This window comes from Aeromonas sp. s1(2024), assembly GCF_040908005.1.
GTDB classification, from domain to species: domain Bacteria; phylum Pseudomonadota; class Gammaproteobacteria; order Enterobacterales; family Aeromonadaceae; genus Aeromonas; species Aeromonas caviae.
The window spans coordinates 134,546-154,858 of the sequence record NZ_JBFOCW010000083.1; the positions used below are offsets into that span (position 1 = coordinate 134,546).

General features: G+C 63.3%; 20 protein-coding genes. All 20 read right to left on the bottom strand.

Going from position 1 to position 20,313, the window contains the following annotated elements:
* Positions 1-41: 41 nt before the first annotated feature.
* The 20 genes from mreD to AB5Y70_RS20130 all read right to left on the bottom strand — a co-directional run bounded on the left by mreD (position 42) and on the right by AB5Y70_RS20130 (position 20,193).
* A complete protein-coding gene (gene mreD, locus AB5Y70_RS20035) occupies positions 42-527 on the bottom strand; it encodes a rod shape-determining protein MreD (protein WP_010672635.1) in 486 nt (161 codons plus the stop codon).
* Positions 527-1,435 (bottom strand): rod shape-determining protein MreC, encoded by a 909-nt coding sequence (gene mreC, locus AB5Y70_RS20040; protein WP_029313545.1) that lies wholly within the window; start codon positions 1,433-1,435, stop codon positions 527-529. Before mreC ends, mreD begins: the two co-directional genes overlap by 1 nt.
* A 41-nt stretch (positions 1,436-1,476) precedes the next feature.
* Positions 1,477-2,517: a rod shape-determining protein gene (locus AB5Y70_RS20045; protein WP_005308111.1), complete on the bottom strand. Its 1,041-nt coding sequence runs from the start codon at positions 2,515-2,517 to the stop codon at positions 1,477-1,479.
* Positions 2,518-2,733: 216 nt separating this feature from the next.
* Complete coding sequence (locus AB5Y70_RS20050) at positions 2,734-6,333, bottom strand: DUF6701 domain-containing protein (protein ID WP_274449917.1); 3,600 nt, start codon at positions 6,331-6,333, stop codon at positions 2,734-2,736.
* Positions 6,334-6,533: 200 nt separating this feature from the next.
* Entirely contained in the window at positions 6,534-6,998 is a 465-nt protein-coding gene (locus AB5Y70_RS20055) for a hypothetical protein (protein WP_053288078.1), read from the bottom strand.
* On the bottom strand, positions 6,988-7,833 hold the full coding sequence (locus AB5Y70_RS20060; RefSeq protein WP_081000882.1) for a PilW family protein: 846 nt from the start codon (positions 7,831-7,833) through the stop codon (positions 6,988-6,990). The genes AB5Y70_RS20055 and AB5Y70_RS20060 overlap by 11 nt, the downstream gene beginning before the upstream one ends.
* Entirely contained in the window at positions 7,833-8,405 is a 573-nt protein-coding gene (locus tag AB5Y70_RS20065; RefSeq protein WP_102949029.1) for a prepilin-type N-terminal cleavage/methylation domain-containing protein, read from the bottom strand. Before AB5Y70_RS20065 ends, AB5Y70_RS20060 begins: the two co-directional genes overlap by 1 nt.
* The gene (locus tag AB5Y70_RS20070; protein ID WP_102949028.1) at positions 8,392-8,880 is read right to left on the bottom strand and encodes a Tfp pilus assembly protein FimT/FimU; all 489 of its coding nucleotides are present in this window, start codon (positions 8,878-8,880) and stop codon (positions 8,392-8,394) included. The genes AB5Y70_RS20065 and AB5Y70_RS20070 overlap by 14 nt, the downstream gene beginning before the upstream one ends.
* 64 nt (positions 8,881-8,944) lie before the next feature.
* A complete protein-coding gene (locus AB5Y70_RS20075; RefSeq protein WP_109421909.1) occupies positions 8,945-9,412 on the bottom strand; it encodes a prepilin-type N-terminal cleavage/methylation domain-containing protein in 468 nt (155 codons plus the stop codon).
* A gap of 19 nt (positions 9,413-9,431) precedes the next feature.
* Positions 9,432-10,091, bottom strand: a complete 660-nt coding sequence (locus AB5Y70_RS20080) for a type II secretion system protein (RefSeq protein ID WP_041214308.1) — start codon at positions 10,089-10,091, stop codon at positions 9,432-9,434.
* 76 nt (positions 10,092-10,167) lie between these two features.
* Positions 10,168-10,626 carry a hypothetical protein gene (locus AB5Y70_RS20085; RefSeq protein WP_109421908.1) on the bottom strand — a complete coding sequence of 153 codons (459 nt, stop codon included), beginning with the start codon at positions 10,624-10,626 and terminating at the stop codon, positions 10,168-10,170.
* Positions 10,627-10,754: 128 nt separating this feature from the next.
* Positions 10,755-11,975 (bottom strand): type II secretion system F family protein, encoded by a 1,221-nt coding sequence (locus tag AB5Y70_RS20090; protein ID WP_109421907.1) that lies wholly within the window; start codon positions 11,973-11,975, stop codon positions 10,755-10,757.
* A gap of 47 nt (positions 11,976-12,022) precedes the next feature.
* Positions 12,023-13,735, bottom strand: coding sequence for an MSHA fimbrial ATPase MshE (mshE, locus tag AB5Y70_RS20095; RefSeq protein ID WP_109421906.1), 1,713 nt, complete (start codon positions 13,733-13,735; stop codon positions 12,023-12,025).
* 74 nt (positions 13,736-13,809) lie between these two features.
* Entirely contained in the window at positions 13,810-14,946 is a 1,137-nt protein-coding gene (locus AB5Y70_RS20100) for a tetratricopeptide repeat protein (protein WP_109421905.1), read from the bottom strand.
* Entirely contained in the window at positions 14,943-15,833 is an 891-nt protein-coding gene (locus AB5Y70_RS20105; RefSeq protein ID WP_161646822.1) for an ExeA family protein, read from the bottom strand. Before AB5Y70_RS20105 ends, AB5Y70_RS20100 begins: the two co-directional genes overlap by 4 nt.
* 151 nt (positions 15,834-15,984) lie before the next feature.
* On the bottom strand, positions 15,985-17,661 hold the full coding sequence (mshL, locus tag AB5Y70_RS20110) for a pilus (MSHA type) biogenesis protein MshL (RefSeq protein WP_043154394.1): 1,677 nt from the start codon (positions 17,659-17,661) through the stop codon (positions 15,985-15,987).
* 70 nt (positions 17,662-17,731) lie between these two features.
* Positions 17,732-18,061 (bottom strand): MSHA biogenesis protein MshK, encoded by a 330-nt coding sequence (locus AB5Y70_RS20115; protein WP_199767382.1) that lies wholly within the window; start codon positions 18,059-18,061, stop codon positions 17,732-17,734.
* Positions 18,062-18,089: 28 nt separating this feature from the next.
* Complete coding sequence (locus AB5Y70_RS20120; protein WP_043154397.1) at positions 18,090-18,737, bottom strand: MSHA biogenesis protein MshJ; 648 nt, start codon at positions 18,735-18,737, stop codon at positions 18,090-18,092.
* Entirely contained in the window at positions 18,737-19,330 is a 594-nt protein-coding gene (locus tag AB5Y70_RS20125; RefSeq protein WP_368176117.1) for a PilN domain-containing protein, read from the bottom strand. Before AB5Y70_RS20125 ends, AB5Y70_RS20120 begins: the two co-directional genes overlap by 1 nt.
* Complete coding sequence (locus AB5Y70_RS20130; RefSeq protein ID WP_043154403.1) at positions 19,330-20,193, bottom strand: hypothetical protein; 864 nt, start codon at positions 20,191-20,193, stop codon at positions 19,330-19,332. The genes AB5Y70_RS20125 and AB5Y70_RS20130 overlap by 1 nt, the downstream gene beginning before the upstream one ends.
* Positions 20,194-20,313: the final 120 nt, after the last annotated feature.

Below are 20,313 nucleotides of genomic sequence, written 5' to 3' on the forward strand. Positions count from 1 at the left end.
TGAGACGATGCGCAGTTACAATGCGTTGTTTTTATTCACATTCACTTGATATTGAAGCGACGCCGCACCTTGCGCAAGACCATAAAAATCCAGGGCCATATTAACATCGTCGTCAACGTCGACCAAAAGTAGGCGAAGTTGAGGCTGGCCCGGCTGAACAGATGCTCCGCCCAGAACACGGTGATCTTCCCCACCAGGGAGAGCAGACCGATGATCAGCGCCTGCTGCCAGAGGGAGAAGTTGCGGATCTTCTGGAACTGGAAGGCCGCCAGGTAGGTGGTGATGGCCATGGCCATGGCCCGCACGCCGAGGGTGCTGCCGAGCAGCACGTCCAGCAGCAGGCCCGCCACCCAGGCGGTGCCGACGTTGGTCCGGTGCGGCAGCGCCAGCGCCCAGTAGATGAGCACCATGGCGAGCCAGTCCGGACGGAAGGGTTCGAATTGAAAGGGAAGCGGCAGGATGGAGAGGCACAGGGCCAGCAGGATCGAACACCAGATCCAGATCCTGCCGCTGGCGGGTTGCAGCATCAGCGCGTCGCCCCCGCCGCCGAGGTTGCCGTGGCCGCCGAGGCGCTCGCCGCAGGCTCAAGGGCATCCTTGTCGTGTACTTCCGGTTTCTTGTCGGTCCACAGCAGCAGCAGGTAGCGCAGACGGTCCAGCGCCACCAGCGGCTTGGCCTCGATCTGGGCGAAGGGCTTGCCCTCCACGTAGTCGGAGCGGGTCACGGTCGCCACCGGATAACCTTCCGGGAAGCGGCCGCCCAGGCCCGAGGTGACCAGCAGATCGCCGACCTGGACGTCGGTGTTGCGGGGCAGGTTGCGCAGCTCCAGCTTGTCCAGCTCGCCGCTGCCGGAGGCGATGGCGCGCAAGTCGTTGCGCAGCACCCGCACCGGGATACCGTGGCTGGAGTCGGTGATGAGCAGGACGCGACTGGTGGTGGAGCCCACGTGGAGCACCTGACCGACCACCCCCTGATCGTTGATCACCGGCTGGCCGTTGTAGACGCCATCCAGCGCCCCCTTGTTGATCAGCACCTGATGGCTGAAGGGGTCGGAATCCACCGACAGCAGCTCGGCCACCATCTTGCGGGACTCCTTGTGTACCGGCGACCCCAGCAGCTCGCGCAGACGCTGGTTCTCGTGCTCCAGCTGATCCATCTTGAGCAGGCGCGAGCGCAGGGTGAACAGTTGCTGCTCCTGCTGCTTGGTCTGCTCGATGAGATCGGCGCGGGTCTGCACCTGGGTCGACATGGTGTCGAGCAGGGTGCCGGGGGCGTTGGCGATGTATTGCAGCGGGCTCACCAGGGAGCTCAGATAAACGCGGACATGGCTGAACACACCGAAGCGGGAATCCGCGACGATGGCAGCGACGGAGATGATGACGGCGAGAAACAACCGTAACTGAAGCGAAGGGCCTCTACCGAAGATGGGTTTCATGAGTCGTCAAAAAAGAGCCGGCGCTCGGCCGGCTTTGGGTCTTATTCGTAGTGGAACAGATCGCCACCGTGCATATCGATCAGCTCCAGCGCCTTGCCACCGCCACGGGCGACACAGGTGAGGGGATCTTCAGCCACGACGACCGGGATGCCGGTCTCTTCCATCAGCAGACGGTCGATGTCCTTGAGCAGGGCACCACCACCGGTCAGCACCATGCCGCGCTCGGAGATGTCGGACGCCAGCTCGGGCGGGGACTGTTCCAGCGCCACCATGACAGCGGAGACGATGCCGGACAGCGGCTCTTGCAGCGCTTCCAGGATCTCGTTGGAGTTCAGGGTGAAGCTGCGGGGCACACCCTCGGCCAGGTTGCGACCACGTACCTCGATCTCGCGCACCTCTTCGCCCGGGTAGGCGGAGCCGATCTCGTGCTTGATGCGCTCGGCGGTGGCTTCCCCGATCAGGCTGCCGTAGTTGCGACGCACGTAGCTGATGATGGCTTCGTCAAACTTGTCGCCACCGATGCGCACGGACTGGGAGTAGACCACGCCGTTCAGGGAGATGATGGCCACTTCGGTGGTACCGCCACCGATGTCCACCACCATGGAACCGGTCGCTTCGGAGACCGGCAGGCCGGCACCGATGGCTGCAGCCATGGGTTCATCGATCAGGTAAACCTCGCGGGCGCCGGCGCCCAGAGCGGATTCCTTGATGGCGCGACGTTCCACCTGGGTGGAGCCGCAGGGCACGCACACCAGCACGCGCGGGCTGGGGCGGAAATAGTTGTTGTCGTGAACCTGTTTGATGAAGTGCTGCAGCATCTTCTCGGTCACGTAGAAATCGGCGATCACGCCGTCTTTCATCGGGCGAATGGCGGAGATGTTACCCGGGGTACGACCCAGCATCTGCTTGGCGGCATGACCGACAGCAGCGACCGATTTGGCGTTCCCGCGCTCTTGGCGAATGGCGACAACTGAGGGTTCGTTAAGGACGATCCCTTGATCTTTTACATAGATCAGGGTGTTGGCAGTTCCCAAGTCGATCGACAGATCGTTGGAAAAGACGCCTCTGAGCTTTTTGAACATGGCTACGGGAAATCCTAAGAATTTGGAGGTGCAGAAAACCGGCTAACTTTACCAATGCCCACCCCAATGGGCAAGCGCTCAAACTGTCGCCAATCAATCAGGCGCGACAAAAATGCGAGTCATCACTCACCCGCTCAGGCCGACAAACACTACGAAACAAGGAGATAAGACGCCACTGTACAGCAATGCGTCTATCTCCTCGTGTCAGCCCGGGTGTCAGGGCATCACTTCGCGGCGATAAATAATTCTGTCATTACCCCGATCCCGACCAAAAATCGCCTCCCCCAGCAGGTGATCCGCCGTGGCCGGATCCGCCAACCAGACGGGTTGGGATGGCTGTTTGTCCAGCAGGATCTCGTAGGGAATGCGCACACTCTGGTTCGGCGCGGCGAAATGGAACCGGGTCTCGCCTGCGTCGAAACCGACCTGAGTACCGCCCGGAGCCACATTGCCGAGACCAAGGCGAATGCGGGTACCGTCTTTGAGGATCAGATCCCCCGTCGCGGAGTCATAGCGTTGCTCCGCATCGGTAAAGACGATACCACCTCCTGCCAGGGAGATCTGGGTACAGATATCTTGCGAATTGGCTCGCCTATCTTGCGAATTGGCTCGCCACAGGCCCCCTTCGAAATATTGCACCTGCAGGGGCAGCGCCAGCGGGGCGCTGGCCGCCCCCTGACGAGTGCTGGCCAGCAGGCGGCCGTAATAGGCGATCATGGTGTTGTTCTCCCCTTGCAAAATAGAGAGCTGCCTGGCGGTGCAGTTCACCCCGCTCTGGCAGTTGCCGCTGACGGCCGGATTCATGTTCCGACCGCTGAGGAAGCTGGTCTCAGGAGTCTCACCGTCCGTCACTCTGAGCCCTAGTCGCAGGTGCGGCAAGGGCTCTTCCGGTGCGGTCAGGCTAGGGGTCAGTTCGCGCAGCCGCATAAAGCGGGTTTGACCTGACTGCTTGCCTGTTCCTTCGGTCCAGCTGGCGGCCAGAGGTGCCAGCCGATTGGATCTGTCCACCCCGTCCTGATTGTTGGCGGCCACCAGGGTGAGGGCCCCTCTGGCAAAGGCATCACGGTAGTTCCTCGTGACACTCCCTTCCTTGTTGCGCGCCTCCACCACGGTCTGTACCCCGAATGGCTGGCTCATATAGCTGAAACCACCGCAGGCCGGGGTGACGGTACCGCTCGTCATGTTGAAGTCCCAGGGTACGAAGCGCCCCAGCGGCACGCTGGTGGCGGGAGGGATGGAGTAACCGAAATAGCCCGTTGATACAGTGCTTCCCTCTGGCGACGTTGCCACCGGTGGCGTTGCCTTGATCCTGAAGACCCCGACCTCATTGAGGCTGAGGGCGGGTGTATTGAGGCTGGCACTGGCTGCAACATGGCTGTACCTGGTCGGGGTGACCTGGGCGGCCACACCACCCTGAGGGGCCACCAGCTCGCTGGTCAGGGCGATGTCGGACAACACGAAGTTGGGGGTGGTGCCATTGCCGGTGCAGATATCCCCATCGCTGTCGCTCTGCCACGCCATGGCCTGGATATTGAGCGAGAAGCTGTCTCCCGTCCTCTTGAACACAGGGCAGGTGATATCCCCTGCCGAACAGGTCCCCTGGATGGGCGTGATGCAGAGCCCGACCGGGCGGCTGACGAAGAGATCCGACCCTGTTATCACCAGTCCCGCGGTATCACCGCTGCCATCGTGGCGGGCATTGAGCCGCATCTGGCCCGCATCCGGGTAGCTCACCGTCAGGGTAGTCTCCCCTTTGCTATCGAAGCTCAGGTTGCTGGTGGTGGACGCCCCCTGCGACGTAGCGATGGCATTGCCGTTGACCGTCACCTTGCTGCCGAAGGTGTTGCTCGCCGGGCTCACATAGTCGCTCCAGAAACGAACAGGTTTGCTCACACCGGCAAAGCTCGGCACGCACTGCTGGCTGGCATCGTCTTTCTTGACTGCCTTCATCACCACCTGCTGCGGCCTGTTCGCCAGGGTATCCGGCACATTGAACAGGAAGCCGCTGTCGGCAAAGCTCAAGGTACAGGCGGCGGCGCTCAGGGCACCACTGCCGGCGCGGCACAGGGTGGTGCTCAGGGGTTTGGTGGACGGCGTCGAGCCGCTCACTCCCACTGTGATGGCCGTCGCCAGATTGTTGCGCAGCTGCAATTTGGCGGTGCCGTTGCTGAAATTGACGGTGGCGGTGTTGCCGTTGTAGCTCACCTGGCTGTCGGCTATCCAGCCGTTGCTGCCATTCTTCAGGGGGGTCAGGATGGCGCTCACCGGGTCCGTGAACAGTTGGCTGCAACTGGCGTTGGCGCAGGCCCGTATGACGAGGGTCTCCGGGTTGCAGGTCAGGGCCTGACCGGAGTGATCGAACTCGAAGTGATCGATCTGGGTCCCCACCGGATTGGATTTGAGGGCGCAGATCCGGACGTTGTCGATCTGGTGGGCGTTGGTCGCATCCCCTGTGGAACCCGTTAGGGACAACAGCAGATTCTCGGGAATGGCTGCCTGGCCACTCTGGGCGGCAGCATTGAAGCTGTCGATCAGAGTGCTGTAAACCCCTCCGGTATTGCGCTCCACCTTGACCAAGGACTGGCCGGTGATGCGCGAGTCTATGGTCAGTCGATAACGGTGGGGGCGATTGCTGTCCGAGCCGCTGTCCACGGTCGGCGACAGGCAGTTGCCGTTGGCGTTGTCGGCGCCGTTGTTGCAGGTGCCCTTGAGGTAGTTGTAGCCGCTGGTACCGGAACCCGATCCCCGTACCGCTACGGACTGCTTGCGCCGCCCCTTGTTGACACTGCCACCTTCGCCGGAGAAGTTGCCGTACTCATCTATTCCTACCCCAAGCCAGCCGCCGGCAAAGCCATTAGCTTCTGGCTTGAAGCCATACCCGAGGGGCCCGCCGAAGGCGCCGGGCTGGGGGGTCACTCTGGCGTCGGAGAGCACCACCGCCATGCCGTCCGCCCCGTTGCCACCGTGGGCATAGTGGTCGAATTCGATGGTGACCAGGTTGTTGGCGGCGGGGAAGAGCCGCTGGTAAGTCGCAGAGGTGGATTGCTTGGGGCTGGCCTGGGTCATGCCAAGTCGGCCATTGACGATGGCGGGGGTAAAGTCGCCGCTGCTGCGGGCCGCCACCCAGTCGCTGCTGAGGGTGCTGGCGGAGAAGTCGTCGCTGAAGCAGGCGAGCAAGGGCTCACCGCTGTCATAAATGACCTTGCTGTTGCCCTTCAGATTAACGTTCTTGGCGCTCAGTTGGCCCCGCAGCACCACCTGATTCTCCAAAGTAGCGTCACCTTCCGCATAATAGCTACCGGCCAGTTGATCGCTGCCGGTCAGGGTTATGCTACCAACTACATAGGCTTTGAAAGCAGATCCCGTCTGCAGCTGTGAGTCGTTATGAGCATTCATATTGCCTTTGACGTAAAACGAAGTCGAGCCGCTGCCGACCAGTTTAATGAGGCTACCTTCGGTCAGAGTCAGATCCCCCTCGATGATGTAGGTCTTGCCAGCTGTCAACGTCATCAAGCCGCCATTTTGCATGGTCAGGCTCTTGATCACATAGGTGCTGTATTTGTCGGAGAAACGGACATTGCCATACCCGTTTGCATTGACCGAACCATCTATGGTCAAGCTACCCAGATCCCAGCGGCTACTGTTCGCCTCCTTGCCGTAGTTGGGCGTAGTTCCGAGGATAACGGTAGGGGTCGTCCAGTGGGCGACCGTATAGTTGGCGGAGTCCGTGCTGCCGGGGAAGTTAGGACGAGCTTGCTTCAGACTGGCGATACCGGTTATCTGGCACTTTCCCGCACCACAGGCTTGCGAACTCATTTCATAGTCATAACCAGTAACCTGTTTAAAGCAGACATCTAGACCGTTGTAGCCCTCCACCCTGGCGCCGGACTGCATATAAAGCGTACCTGCCGAGTCGTGACTCTGGATGGGGCCAGGGAAGATGCTGTTGCAGTCCAGTGCAGCATGGGCAGGCAAACCAACCAACAACAAGACAAGGGCAGCACAGAGGCGGCGGATCATGGGTTCACTCCATCGAAGGCTTGTGCCACCAGAGTGCGGCTGACGGCAAAGTCCGGATTCGGGCCGCTGTTGGTTTCCGGGTCGCCGCAGCGCCCCTCGCTGCTGAAGTCATAGGCGGTCTGGGTGGCGCCAGCGGCACTCACCGACACCTTGTTGCAGGTGACGATGGCCTGACAGCCCGTCAGTCCTGCATCGGTGAAACTGAGACTGGTGCTGGCGGCGCATTGCTGCCCTTGCCACTGGCCATTGGGATAGAGTCGATAGAGGGCAATTTCCAGCCCGCTCTGGGCTGCCATCAGGGCACGCACGCCGCGTACCTCCACCGTGTGCTTCTCAGCGCTGTCCACCAGGAAACGCCCCATGGCCGCCGCCAGCAGGGCCATGATGACGATGACGAAGAGGGCGATCAGGATGGCGCTGCCCCGCTGAGACCTCACCATGGAGGGAGTGTCAGGGCGCATTGAGGGTCTCCAGCTTGTGGTGGAAGACGACGCGCTCGTCGCGCTGCTCGAACTCCAGCCGCAGCCCCACCTCGCTCTGGTTGAAGGCGGCGGGTTCCCGATAGAAGTAATAGGCGGCGGGACGAATATGCTCCGCCATCAACCGGGTGGTCTCGCTGCTGCTCAGGGTGTCGTCCAGGGGCCTGGCCATGCGCCAGAGGCTGCCCCCTCTCACGCAATAGAGCACCTGCTGGTTCGCAAAATAGATGCGCTGCCCCGGCGAGTCCTTGACGAAACCGTTACTGAGAGTCAAGGGCAGTGCGCCCGATACGTCGCTGCCCACATCGGTGACGCGGGCGGTACAGCTTCCCTGCAGGCAACCCTGATTCAGGAGGCCCGTGCTCGCGAGGGGATACACAATGGCAAGATCCTCATTTTTCTTGGGGAGCACGGATGGCGTGACTATGCTGAGCCCGGTGCTGGCCACAGAGCCCAAATAGCGACTGGCGGTGGCGATGGGCCAGAAGCGCAGACAGGCCCCCTGCTCCAGGGCGCCTCCCCCTTCGTCCTCGACCCGCACCGAGCCGGGGACCGCGTCGCGCACCTCGCGGTTGAGCCGCTCCAGGGCGAAACGGGCATCGCTCATCAGCTGCTCGCGGCGGCTGGCATCCCCGTAAATCTGGGTGCCGATGCCGATAAACTGGCTGGAAAATGTCGCCATCACTCCGAGCAGCAGGATCACCATCACCAGCTCCACCAGGGTGAAGCCCCCCTCACGCCCGAGTCGGACGCGGTCACGGGCGAGTCTGGCGCATGGGTATTCCCACGCGGCATCACGGGAATGTGGCTTGCCCATCAGTAGTTCCCTCGATAGAGGCCGAAGACCAGCTCACTCCCGTCCGGCAGGCGCACGGTCAGGGTGATGCGCTTGCCGATGGACTCGGCCCCCTCCCCCGCGCTGCCAAAGAGGGTATCCGGCACCACCGCGATCTTCACCTGGTAGCGCCGATACTCCTCTTCGCTGCTCGCGGCCGAGGCCTGGGTAAAGTAGCTGGCGTCCACCCAGCGGCCTGACGTGTCGAAATCGTCCACGTCGTTGAACGTGTAGGGGCGGGTCTCGCCGCTGTCCGGGCCATAGCTGGCGCTGTCGGTGCAGGCCGGGTAGGCCACCGCCGGGCTTCCTGCCGTCTCGCCGCAGCGAAAACGGCCGCCGTTGTGATCGGAATGCTCGTCGAAAGACTTCTCCAGCATCTCGCCGAGGATGCGCTGGGCGAGCTGGGCGGCGCGTACCTGCTGCACCGGATCCACCGCCTGGGGAGCCTGATTGATAAGCAGCCCCAGGATGCCGGTCAGGGCGACGGCCAGCAGCACGATGCCGACCACGAACTCGACCAGGGTGAAGCCGCGGCGGATCTTAGGGGATCGCATGGATATAGCCTTCCGACTCGATGCGCAGCCGGGCACTCTCCTGGCCGCTGCTGACCGCCAGTTCGCAGCCGTTGATGCAGCCTGGCCACAGGGGCCTGCCGCTGCGCTTGTCGAAATGGAATGCCCCCTGAGGAGAGAATTGCAGGTTGCCGGACGCCTGCACCAGGCGCCCGCGACTCTGCTCATCCCCACGCCAGCCCGAAATGGGGGCAGGCGCACAGCTCGCCCCGGTCAGATGGCCAAAACGCCCCGCCTCCAGCACTAGCTGGGTGCAGCGCGCGTCCCCTTCCTGCATGTTCATGGTCTGCACCAGCCGCAGCCGGGCCACCAGCTCGTCACGCAGGGTATGGGTTTCAAAGCCGCCTTTGCCCAGCCACTTGGGCACGGCAAAGGCGGCCAGAATCCCGAGCAACAGGATCACGATCACCAGTTCAATCAGGGTAAAGCCATGTCTGTTAATCCGTTCTTTTCGCATGCCACATTTACCCATTTCTAAAAAAGAAGCAGAGAGAATATCTCCCTGCTTCTTTAGATAGTTCTTAATTACAAGCTTTGGTTTCTACTACTGGAACAGCGGTAGAAGTGGCTTCGGTATAGGTTACATAGCAGGTGTCCGAGCCGGTAGATACACCATTTGGGAAGATCTGAATGTATGCTGGGTTGGAGCCTTTCGGTGCAGCAAACACCCAGTCATTTACATTCAACTCAACCACAGCGGTCAACGCTGCGGAGGTCGCAACCGGGTAGCCAAACAGGGTCGAAACCTGTTTGCCGTTACCCAAATCCAAATCGTATGCAGTACTTTCTTTATCTTTTCCTTTGAGAACCGCCTTGCTGTAAACCATGGCGCCTGCAGAATTCAGTGAGCCCTCAACACCCTTCAGGGTAGAAGTGCGCGCATCATCCTGCAGATTCAGGAACTTGGGTGCGGCGGTGACCGCCAGAATGCCCAGGATGATGATCACGATAACCAGTTCGATCAGGGTGAAACCCGATTGCTTCTTCATTACGTCTTTCCTCGGTTTATCAATTGATATTGGTGGTCACCTGGCCGGAGGCCGGGCGATAACTGAAACTCATGAACGCATCCGTGCTCCCTTGCGGGTCCTGATAACGTCCATCACTTCCCTTGCTCAGGCTGTTGACCAGATAGTAACGGCAGACCGAATCCAGTCCATTGTTGCTCACCGTGGCATAGAACTTCAGGTCATTGCCGCTACCGCGCACCTCGTCAAAGCGGGCAGTAGCCTTGGGAGGATTCTGCAACAACCCCTCCCAAATATTGAGGCAGCGGGCCGCCGTCAGGCTGGCCGGATCCACATCGGGCGTGCCACTTGCTGCCGTGTCCATGGGATACCCGGGAGAGAGCTCGCCATTGCTGACCTGACTGTCGGTCGGCGTGGTCAGATAGAAACGCGAGCCGTCATAGAGCACGGTGTTGAGCCCATCCTGCCTGGCACGTCCTTCGGCCTCCCACTGGGCCCGCACCAGGGACACCCCGGTGGCAAAACCGCCGGACACCCCTTCCACGCTCGCCTTCTTCGCCTCGTCGGTCACATCGAGAAAACGGGGCAAGGCGGTGACGGCCAGGATCCCCAGGATCACGATGACGATCACCAGCTCAATCAGGGAAAAACCGGCCATCCGGCCAAGCGCCCGAACGGGTCTCACTCTCTTTGCTGCCATGCTGCCTCCGTAATGGTCCGCATTATTTCATGCGGATAGAAAAAAATCATGTCAATGAAATACTTGAAGCACCCAATCAGGGGAGGGCCACCACCCGGCCATCGGTGAAGCTGTAGTGCAGCCAGTGCCCTTCCTGGCCGAATTCACACCCGCCGCCCCCTTCGCTGGCAAGGGCCTGCCAGGACGAAAGCCCCTCATCGTGCCCCAGCAGGGCGAGCCAGAGCTGACGGCAATCGGCCGATGGCGACTGGCGCGGCAACACCGCCAGAGGCCAGCCCCGCTCATCGAACTGCCAGGCTGTGCCCTCGGCATGGAGCACCGACGGACGCCGCTCGTCGAGCCAGCGTCCGTGCAGGCGCTGGGCCCGCTGTGCAAACTGCTCACCGAGCAGGCTGGCGCTGATGGCCAGCGCCTCTTCCCTGTGATTGCGATAGCTCATGACCAGGGTCGTGACGATAACCGCCAGCAGGATAAAGACGACGATCCGCCGATATCCCCCCAGCCAGTGCTCATCCTGCTCGGACTCTCTGCTCATGCTCTTTCATACCTTGTTCTCTGTGCCCGGCACGGGCGGCATCCGGATAACCGTGAAGATACTGCCTACTGCCCGCGCACCGCTCTCATCATCTCCCACCATCAGAGGAGTGAAGATGCTGAACCCTGTCACTGGCCGCGAACAGCTCTCATCATGTCCCACATGGGAGTGAAGATACCCAGCGCCAGCACCAGTACCATGACCGCCACTATGCCGATGAGGATGGGTTCGATGCGGGCGGTGAGGCTCTTGAGGTCATAATCCACCTCACGCTCGTAATACTCGGCCGCTTCGTGCAGCAGCTCGTCCACCTGGCCGGTCTCCTCCCCCACCGCGATCATCTGCATCACCAGAGGGGTGAACAGGCCGCTGGCGCCGGCGGTGCGCAGCAGGCTCTCCCCCCGCTCGATGCCGCCCCGCATGTCGCGGATCTGCCCCGCCATCCAGGCATTGTCCACCGCATCGGCCACCAGGGTCAGCGCCGTGTTGAGCGGCACGCCGGCCTTGAGCATCATGGAGAAGCTGCGGGCAAAACGGGCAAGCAGGGAGCGCTCTATGATGGAGCCGACGATGGGCAGCCGCAGCTGCCATCTGTGCCAGGTCAGCCTGCCTTTGGTGGTGGCAACCCAGCGTCGCCAGCCGACGGCGGCGCCCACCAGGATGGCGAGCAGCAGCCACCAGTAGTGAACGAAGAAGTGGGAGGTGGCCAGCAGGATACGGGTCGCCAGCGGCAGCTCCACCCCGAACTTGGCAAACATCCCGGCAAAGACGGGGATCACCATGATGTTGAGGATCACCATGGCGACGGCGATGGCAATCAGCACGAAGGTGGGGTAGCGCATGGCGGTCTTGATCCGCTTGCGGGTCTCCAGCTCCAGATCGAAATAGTTGGCGAGCTGCAGGAAGGCCTCCTCCAGCTGACCCGTGTTCTCCCCCACGTGGATGATGGCCACGAAGAGGCTGCTGAACACCTTCGGGTGCGACTGCATCGCGCTCGACAGCGGCCGGCCGTTGGCCAGATCCTCCCCCAGGGCGTGAAGCGCCCGCTTGAGGGGCTTGCTGTGGGCGCTCTCCTCCAGCCCCGCGATGGCGCGCAGGATAGGGATGCCTGCCCGGGTCAGGGCATACATCTGGCGGCTGAAGACCACCAGCTCCTCCAGCTTGACGCTCCCTTCCAGCAGCAGCGACCAGTCGATGCTGGCAGACCTGGCCTTGCCGGCCTTCAGCTCGGTGGGCATCACCCCGCGGCGCATCAGCTGCTCGGCGGCGGCCAGCTCGCTCACCGCTTCCACCACACCGCTGACGGCCTGGCCCTGGCTGTCACGCCCCTTGTAGGCAAAACGGTTCATGGGCGACCCCGGCAGAGTGATTCAGTACGATCCAGATGCCTCATGCGTTACCCCAGGTCCTCGGCCAGCCGAAGCACCTCGTCCACCGAGGTGATCCCCTCGCGGGCATAGTCGAGCGCCGTCAGGGCCAGGGGGCGGTAGTGCTCGTGCGCCCGTGCCGCCCGGGCAAACCCCTCGGCATCGTTGCGGCGCAGGGCATCCATCATGGATTGATCCAGCTCCAGCAGCTCGTAGACCCCGATCCGGCCCGCATAGCCGGTGAAGTTGCAGCTCTGGCAGCCCCGCCCCTTGCGATAGCGATGCTGGCCCGGCGCTTCACCGGAGAGCACCGAGAGCCAGGTGGCCTGCCCCTCGTCCGGCGCCGTCTCGCAGGCGCAGTGTTCACACACCCGCCGCACCAGGCGCTGGGCCACCACGGCCCGCAGGGCGCTCGCCACCAGATAGCCGGGCGCCCCCATGTCGATGAGACGCAGAGCACTGGTCACGGCGTCGTTGGTGTGCAAGGTGGTCAGCACCAGGTGACCCGTGATGGCGCCGCGCAGGCCGATCTCCACCGTCTCGTTGTCCCGCATCTCCCCCACCAGCAGGATGTCCGGATCCTGGCGCAGGGTGGAGCGCAGTACCTGGGAGAACGTGAGCCCTATCTTGGGATTGACCTGCACCTGGCTGATGCGGGGCAGGCGGTACTCCACCGGGTCTTCCACCGTGATGATCTTGTGGCTGGCCTGGTTGAGCTCGGAGAGGGCACCGTAGAGCGTCGTGGTCTTGCCGCTGCCGGTCGGGCCCGTCACCAGGATCATGCCGTGAGGGCGTTTGAGCTGACGACGAAAGCGGGTCAGGATGGCGGGCGGCATCCCGGTCTCGGCGAGCGACAAGATGCCGGAGGATTGATCCAGCAGCCGCATCACCACGGACTCGCCATATTGCACCGGCATGGTGGACATCCGCACATCCACGTCGCGGCCGCGCACCTTCATGTTGAAACGGCCATCCTGGGGCAGACGCTTCTCCGAGATGTCGAGCCCGGCCACCAGCTTGAGGCGCAGCACCAGCGCCTGGGCAATGCGCACCTCGTTGAGGATGTTCTCGTGCAGCACGCCGTCGATACGCTGGCGAATGCGCAGCACCTTCTCGTCCGGTTCGATATGGATGTCGGAGGCCCCCACCTGTACCGCGTCCTCGAACAGGGAGCGCAGCAGCTTGGCCACCGTCGCCTCCCCCTCATCGGTTGCGGCATTGAGGCTGCCGGCCCCCAGCTCGAAGCCGGTCTCCTGGTGCTCTTCGTGCAGTTGCACCGCGAAGTTCTCTATCTCCCGGGTGCGGCGATAGAGGCGGTCGAAATACTCCAGCAGCTGGCCTTCACGGGCCACGGCCAGCACCAGCTCCCGCGGGCTGAGCAGGGCAGCGATGGCGTCGAGGGCGCTCAGATCCGCCGGATCCGACATCACCACGGTGACCTTGTCGTCGCTCAGGTTGACGGCCAGCGCCCGGTAGCGGCGCGCCTGCACCTCGGGCAACAGCGCCACGGCCGAGACGTCGATGGTGAGGTTGTTGAGATCGAAGAAGGGCACATCCAGCTGACGGGCGAGGAAGGTCAGCAGTTGCACCTCGCTGATGAAGCCGAGATCGATGAGGGTGGTCCCCAGCTTGCGGCCGATCTGGCGCTGCTGCTGCAGGGCGAGCTGCAGCTGATCATCCGAGATGATCTGTTCCTGTACCAGCAGGTCGCCTAGGCGCATTTTCAGTCTGGGTTGTGCCATTGTTGCTCCGATCTCTGTTGCTTCACGCCCGCTGCCTTGTCCGATGGCATGGGCTCATCGAACTGCCGCTTTAATCAATGGGTCAGTTGGCCAATTCGTTGTTCGAGCCATTGGGTGGAGGCCTCCCCCAGATTGCCGTGCAACTGGGCATTGCGATAGGCATCCAGTGCCCGCTGACGGTGTCCCTGACCATCCTCCGCCACCCCCAGTCCCAGCCACCAGCGCCCCTGATCCGGCTGCTGGCGCAGCAGCCTGACGTACATCTCGGACGCCTGGACAGGCTGCCCCAGCTCCTGGGCAAGGCCGGCCCAGGTGGCGTAATAATCCAGATTGCTGGCAATATCGGGCTGATAGCCGGTGAGCCAATCCAGCGCCTTCTGCCGATCCCCTCCGCTGATGGCCACACGGGCCAGCAGCAGACGCAGGTCCGCCTGCGCGGGATCCAGCCTCAGCCCCTCTTCCAGCACCTGGGCGGCCTCGGTCAGCCGTCCGGCGCCATAGAGCAGGCCCGCCAGCTGTTCCCGCGCCCCCTGGTTGTGGGGATCGTGGGCCAGCACCTCGTAGTAGCCATCCTGCGCCTCCTGCATCCGTCCCTTGGCCATGGCCGTGGTCGCCTTGCGCTCGGCCAGGGTGGCCAGCTCGGCGTCGGAGAGTTCCACCGTCTCGATCTTCAGGATCCCGGGTTTGCGCGGCGCGGCGGGTGCAGGCGCCTCTTCGGCGCTCTGCTCCGCGGCCAGCTCGGCATAGAGGTCCGGCTGCAGCTCCTCGTCGCTCGGGATCGTCTCGTCCCCCAGCGCTTCCTGCGGATTACCCTCATCGGCGAGCACGGCCTCATCGGCCGGAGCCTGCTCGGCTGCGGAGGGGGCCACTCTCGTGGCGGTCGACTCGGCACTGGCGGCGGGCACCTTTGCCACTGGCGCGGCAGAGGAGACCGCCTGCGTGGTGGCCACCACCGCCAGGGGCGCGGATGGCGCCACCGCAGGGGCGGTGCGGGGGGCCTCGACCTGCGCCGCTGGCAGGGAGGCTCGCAGGCTCTGCTGCCAGAAGATCCAGGTGCGCCAGCCGAGGATCCCCAGGGCCAGGGTACACAGCAGGGTCAGCACCAGCATCCACCAGCCTTGCTGGCGCACCGGCGCCACATAGACGGCGGCTCCCTCGGCCTCTTGCTGACGCCTATCCAGATCTTTCAGCATCTGATTGATCACGCTCATGACCAGACTCCATACGCCAGGGCGGTGCCCAACAACAACAACAGGGGCCACCAGAGGGTGAGACGGCCACGGCGGGCATCATCGGTATCCCGGATGGCGAGCCGGACCAGGGCGCTGTCGATCCGCCGCACACCGCGACCATAGGCCAGCATCAGGCACTTCTGCGCCAGTATGTTGATGAGGCGGGGAATGCCGCGGGATGCGCGCCACAGCCTGCGCAGGGCGCGGCCATCGAACAGGGCGGCCCCGCGATAGCCGGACACCTGCAGCCGGTACTCCAGATAGGCCCGGGTCTCGTCGAGCCGCAGCGGCCGCAGGCGGTAGGAAAAACCGATGCGCTGGCGCAGCTGGCGCAGACGGGGTTTGCCGAGTCGGTTATCCAGCTCCGGCTGGCCGAACAGCACGATCTGCAGCAGCTTGCTGGATTCGGTCTCCAGGTTGCCAAACAGCCGGATCGCCTCCAGGGTCTCGTCGGGCAGGGCCTGTGCCTCGTCGATGAGCACCACCACCCGGCTCCCCTGCCTGTGCAGGGCGATGAGATGGCGATGGATGCGATCCGTGAGATCCAGCTCGCTCTCCCCCGCCAGCGTCAGCCCCAGCTCCAGGGCCAGGGCCGTGCGCAGCTCCCCCGGAGTGAGATGGGGGTTGGGCAGCCAGGCCAGACGCACCGGGCAGGCCTCGGAGCCGAGCTCGCTCAGCAGCTTGCGACAGAGCAGGGTCTTGCCGGTGCCCACCTCGCCGGTCACCTTGATGAAGCCCTCCCCCTGCCCCAGCGCCCAGTTGAGCACCTGCATGGCCTCCTCGTGGGGGGGCAGGCCGTAATAGAAACCGGTGTTCGGGGTCAGGCCGAAGGGGGCTTCCCGCAGTCCGAAGTGGCTCAGATACATGCACCCTCCCGGCCAGAGTCCCGGGCGCGCAGCCGCAGACAGCCCCGGATCAGCGACATGGCGCCTCCGCCGTCGGGCAGGGCAGACTGGCTGCAGCCGGGAGGCGCCGCCACATGGGAGAAGGAGTGCTCAACAGGCGCGTCATCCCGGATCAGCCCTTGGGGGGATACCATTTGTCGAGCAGCTCGGAGGAGCGTTGCAGCTCGTTTTGCCAGGTATCTTTCTCCACCACGGTCGGTTTGAGCATGATCACCAACTCCACCTTCTTGGTGCTCTCGCGGCGGTTGGTAAAGGCTTCGCCCAGCCAGGGAATATCCCCCAGTAGCGGCACCTTGCTGACGATCTCCTGCTTGTCGGTCTTCATCAAACCGCCGATGACGATAATGTCACCGTTATTGGCCTGCACCACGGTATCCGACTCGCGGATCGAGCTCTTGGCCAGCGGCAACACCAGGGGATCGGCGGTGCCGACGCTGATGGTCTTGCTCTGCTCCTCGGTGTCGATGACGGAGGGGTGGATATGCAGCAATACCTTGCCCTGCTCGTCGATCTGGGGCGTCACGTCCAGGGCTATCCCCGAGAAGAAGGGGGTCAGCTCCACGTTCGGGGTGACGATGGGGGCCGAAGTCCCCGAGGTGGTGGTGGTGGTCGAGGCGTTGGTGACGAAGTATTCGTCCGTCCCCACCTTGATCACCGCTTTCTGGTTGTTGGTGGCCGTCACGCGCGGGCTGGAGAGGGTGTTCACGTCCCCCTGGGTCTTGAGCAGGCTGACCGCGACGTTGAAGTTGCCATCGGAGATGGTGAAACCGGCGCCCCCCCCCAGAGCCCGGAAGATCTGGTTGGGGGTCGAAGCGATGGGGCTGTCCATGAGGGAGCCGCCCCCCGTGATGCCCTTGCCTCCGTCCCAACTCGCGGAGAGGCCGCTCCAGTCCACCCCCTGCTCATAACCCTCGTTGAGGGACACTTCCAGGATCCGCGCCTCCAGCACCACCTGGCGCTTGAGGTGTTCGCCGGACTGGTCCAGGAACTCGCGCACCGCCTTGAGCTCCTTGGGATAGGCACGCACCGTGACCAGGCCCGCCTGGGGACTGGTGATGACGGCCCGCCCTTCCCCTGTGCCGATCAGGGTCTGCAAGGCATCCCGCAGATCGGTCCAGTAGTCGTTGTTGCTGTCCGTCTCGATGCGGGTGCCGTTGCTGTTGGTGTTGTTGTCACCGTTGGCGGTGTTGCCCTGGCTGTTGTTGTTGCCGCTGTTGTTCAGGCCGTTGTCGAAGTTGTTGTTATTGCCATTGTTGTTGTCGTTGGCCGTCACCCCGCCTGTGCTCACCGAGGTACGGGAGAGACCGCGCCGGGCCATCATCAGGTAGTTGACCGGAATGGTCTCGGTGCGCAGACCGGCGGGATAGACGTGGAACACGTTGCCCTTGCGCTGTACGTCGAAGCCGTACATGTCGCCGACGGTCGCCAGCGCCTCCTGCAGGGTCACATCCTTGAGCTCTACCGAAATGACGCCCGCCACACCGGGATGGACCGCCACGCTGTAGCGGGAGCCCTTGAACAGGGAGCCGAAGAACTCCACCGCGTCCACGTCATGGGCCGCGATGCGCATCCGCTTCTCGGGAATGGTCATCGGCTGCTGGGGACGATTGAGCTGCAACAGCTCGCTCTGCACCGAGGGGGGCAGGGAAGTCAGGGGGGCGGTCGGGCTCTGCTCGCTCATCGCCTGCTTGAGTGCATCTTTGGCCTGTACCGGCTCGGGGTGACGATAGGTAGTGCAACCCGCCACCGCCAGCGCGAGGGGAAGCAGACAAAAAGGGGGTTTTTTCATGTTATTCGTGCACCTGACTCGCTATGAAACTCGACAAACCTGGCCCGCACCATCCCGTGCGACACCCACTTCACATCCGGATCTTGCTGCCAAACAGGGACAGTGTCTGGCGTTTGCCCGCTTTTTCCAGCACCACGCTGTCGGCGCTGATCCCCACCAGCCGGAATCCGTTGACCTGCTGGCCGACCCGGTAGCTTTGACCGTCGAGCACCGCCAGGGCGGGCCCGCTCCCCAGGATGACGCTCTGCAACCTGGGCAGACCGGCCTCCTTGGCGACACTCGCCGCCGAGCCGGATCCCGCCAGGGGCAAGGTGGGATCCTGCAGCACCTCGGCCTGGGCCTGCAGCGCGAGCAGGCTCCCCCACAGGGCCAGCCAGCGCCAGGATGGGAAGGCAAAAATGCGGGATCCCGTCCCGCCGACATGCCGCTTAACCACGGATGAACTCCTTGCTGGTGCTGAGGGTGTAGATCTCCATCGCTACCGCCGCCTTGGGATGCTCGACCACCCGGTAGTCAAAGCCCTTCCAGTAGAAGTGGCGAGGCAGGGCTTCGAGCGCTTTCAGGTACTGGTAGACATCGAAATAGCCGCCCTCCAGCTGAAGCCGGATGCCGTGCCTGAACAGGTTCACCTTCTGCTCCCCGGCCATCAGCGGCTCGGGCTTGAGGGAGGTGAGCGCCAGCATATGCAGGTTGGCGGAGCGGGACAACAGGGCCTCCAGCACCGCGGGCATTTCGTGGGCGGGGATCAGATCCACCGTCTGAGCCAGCAGCTCAGCATCCATCTTGCGCAGAGACGTCTCGACACCGGCGAGCTGATCGCGTACCTGGGCATCGGGATCCCGCCCCAGCCTGGCCTGCTTGCCCTGGTTTTCCAGGGTCAGGATCTCCAGATCCCGCTGCGCCGCAGCCAGGGCCTGCCGATCCTGGCCCAGCCGGGTGTCGGCGTCATCCAGCCAGCCGTAGATGCCCATGGCCCCGAGCAGCACGACCCCGGTCAACAGAATGAGGATCCGCTCGCGCAGGCTGAGGGCTGCGATCTGCTGCGCCCATCCCTGCCATTGTGCCTTCATGTCCATCAGGGAGTCTCCCGCGCTATGCCACTGAGCTGGAAGGCAAGCTGGCCCTCCTTGTCCCGACTCAGGGTGAGCTCGCCAAACTGCTTGCCCGCCAGGGAGGGGGTCTGCTTGAAGCGGTTCACCCAGGCGGGCACGTCCTGACTGCGTTCGGCCACACCCGCGAGGTTGATGCGCCCGTCGCTTATCTCGATCCGTTGCAGGGAGAGACGGGGATCCCGCAGGTGGGCCAGGTCCGCCATCACCCCCGCATAGCCCTGGGATTTTTGCAGGGAGAGGTGGCCAAGCTGCTGCATCAGCGCCTGTTTGGCCCCCAGCTCTTCCCGCTTGTCGGCCAGTTGCCGCTGCAAGTCTGCATTCGCCAGATGGCGCGCCAGCTCCGCATCGAGACGCCTGGCCTCGCCGCGCTGCACGTCGAGCTGTGCCCGTACGCCAGCCAATTCACGATCGAGGCCCTGCTGTTGCCAGCCATAGAAGAGGGTGGCCCCCAGCAGCAGCACCAGGACGCCGCCCCAGACCAACGCCATCTGGGGCAGGCTGGCCCACAGGCGTCTTGGCCGGAATTCGGCGCCATAGAGGTTGATTTGGTGTTTCATCAGTCGCTCCTGCCCAGGGCGGCGCTATAGGCACTGAGGTATTCGACTCCTGCCAGTACCGCCTTGTTTGCCATGGCCGACACCGGGAAACCGAACGTCTGTTCCAGATGACGCACCAGTACCCCCATGGCGGAGGAGGCGATGGCCAGTTGCAACTGGCCGGGCTCGGGCAGCTTGAGATGGCCAGCCAGATAATCGATGGATCGCTGGATCTCCAGCGCCAGCGCGTCGAGCTGGTCGGCATCTGGCTCATGGCTGCCGGTGAGGCTCGCAAATCCGCGCAACTGGCGGGAGAAACAGAGTCCGCCCCGATGGAAGACCAGCAGTTGCAGCTCCTGCCCCCGGGGTTGCCAGAGCAGCATGCGCACCATCTGGTCCGCCTCGTAGAGGGCCGTCATGGCCAGCTCGTCACTGACGATGGCCTCCAGGGTCGCCGCGCCGTTGACCGCATCCGCCACCTGCTGCACCCGGCTCTTGGGCATGCAGACAACGTTGATGCGCGGACGCCCGGCAGGGGGCGTCGGCAGGTCCACATAATCCATGGCGAGCTGCAACACCGGCTCGTTGACGAAATCCTTGATGGCCCAAGGCAGGGCCCCCGCCATCTCGGCATCGGGGACGGCGGGCTTGTCGATCTGGATCTGCTGATAAAGGCTGGCCGCGAGGGCCACCCGCACCTTAGACTTGGCCAGACCGTGCCGGGAAAACAGCTCGGCCAGGGCCTTGGACCAGTCGTGGGGGCCGTTGACAGGCTGGCTGGCAAACACGGGAACGGGGTCCACGCAGGCCAGCAGAATGCGATCGCTGGCCAGCAGGATCCCGACCTGATGGCTGGAGGGAGAACGCCTGAACAGTGACTTCATCTGGATCTTCACCTGGCCGCGTAAAACGGACTAAACCTTAACATAAACAGGCTATTAGCCTCCAACTTTATGACAAACGACGCATCGACGACCACGCTGGCACCCACGGGAGACGATCCC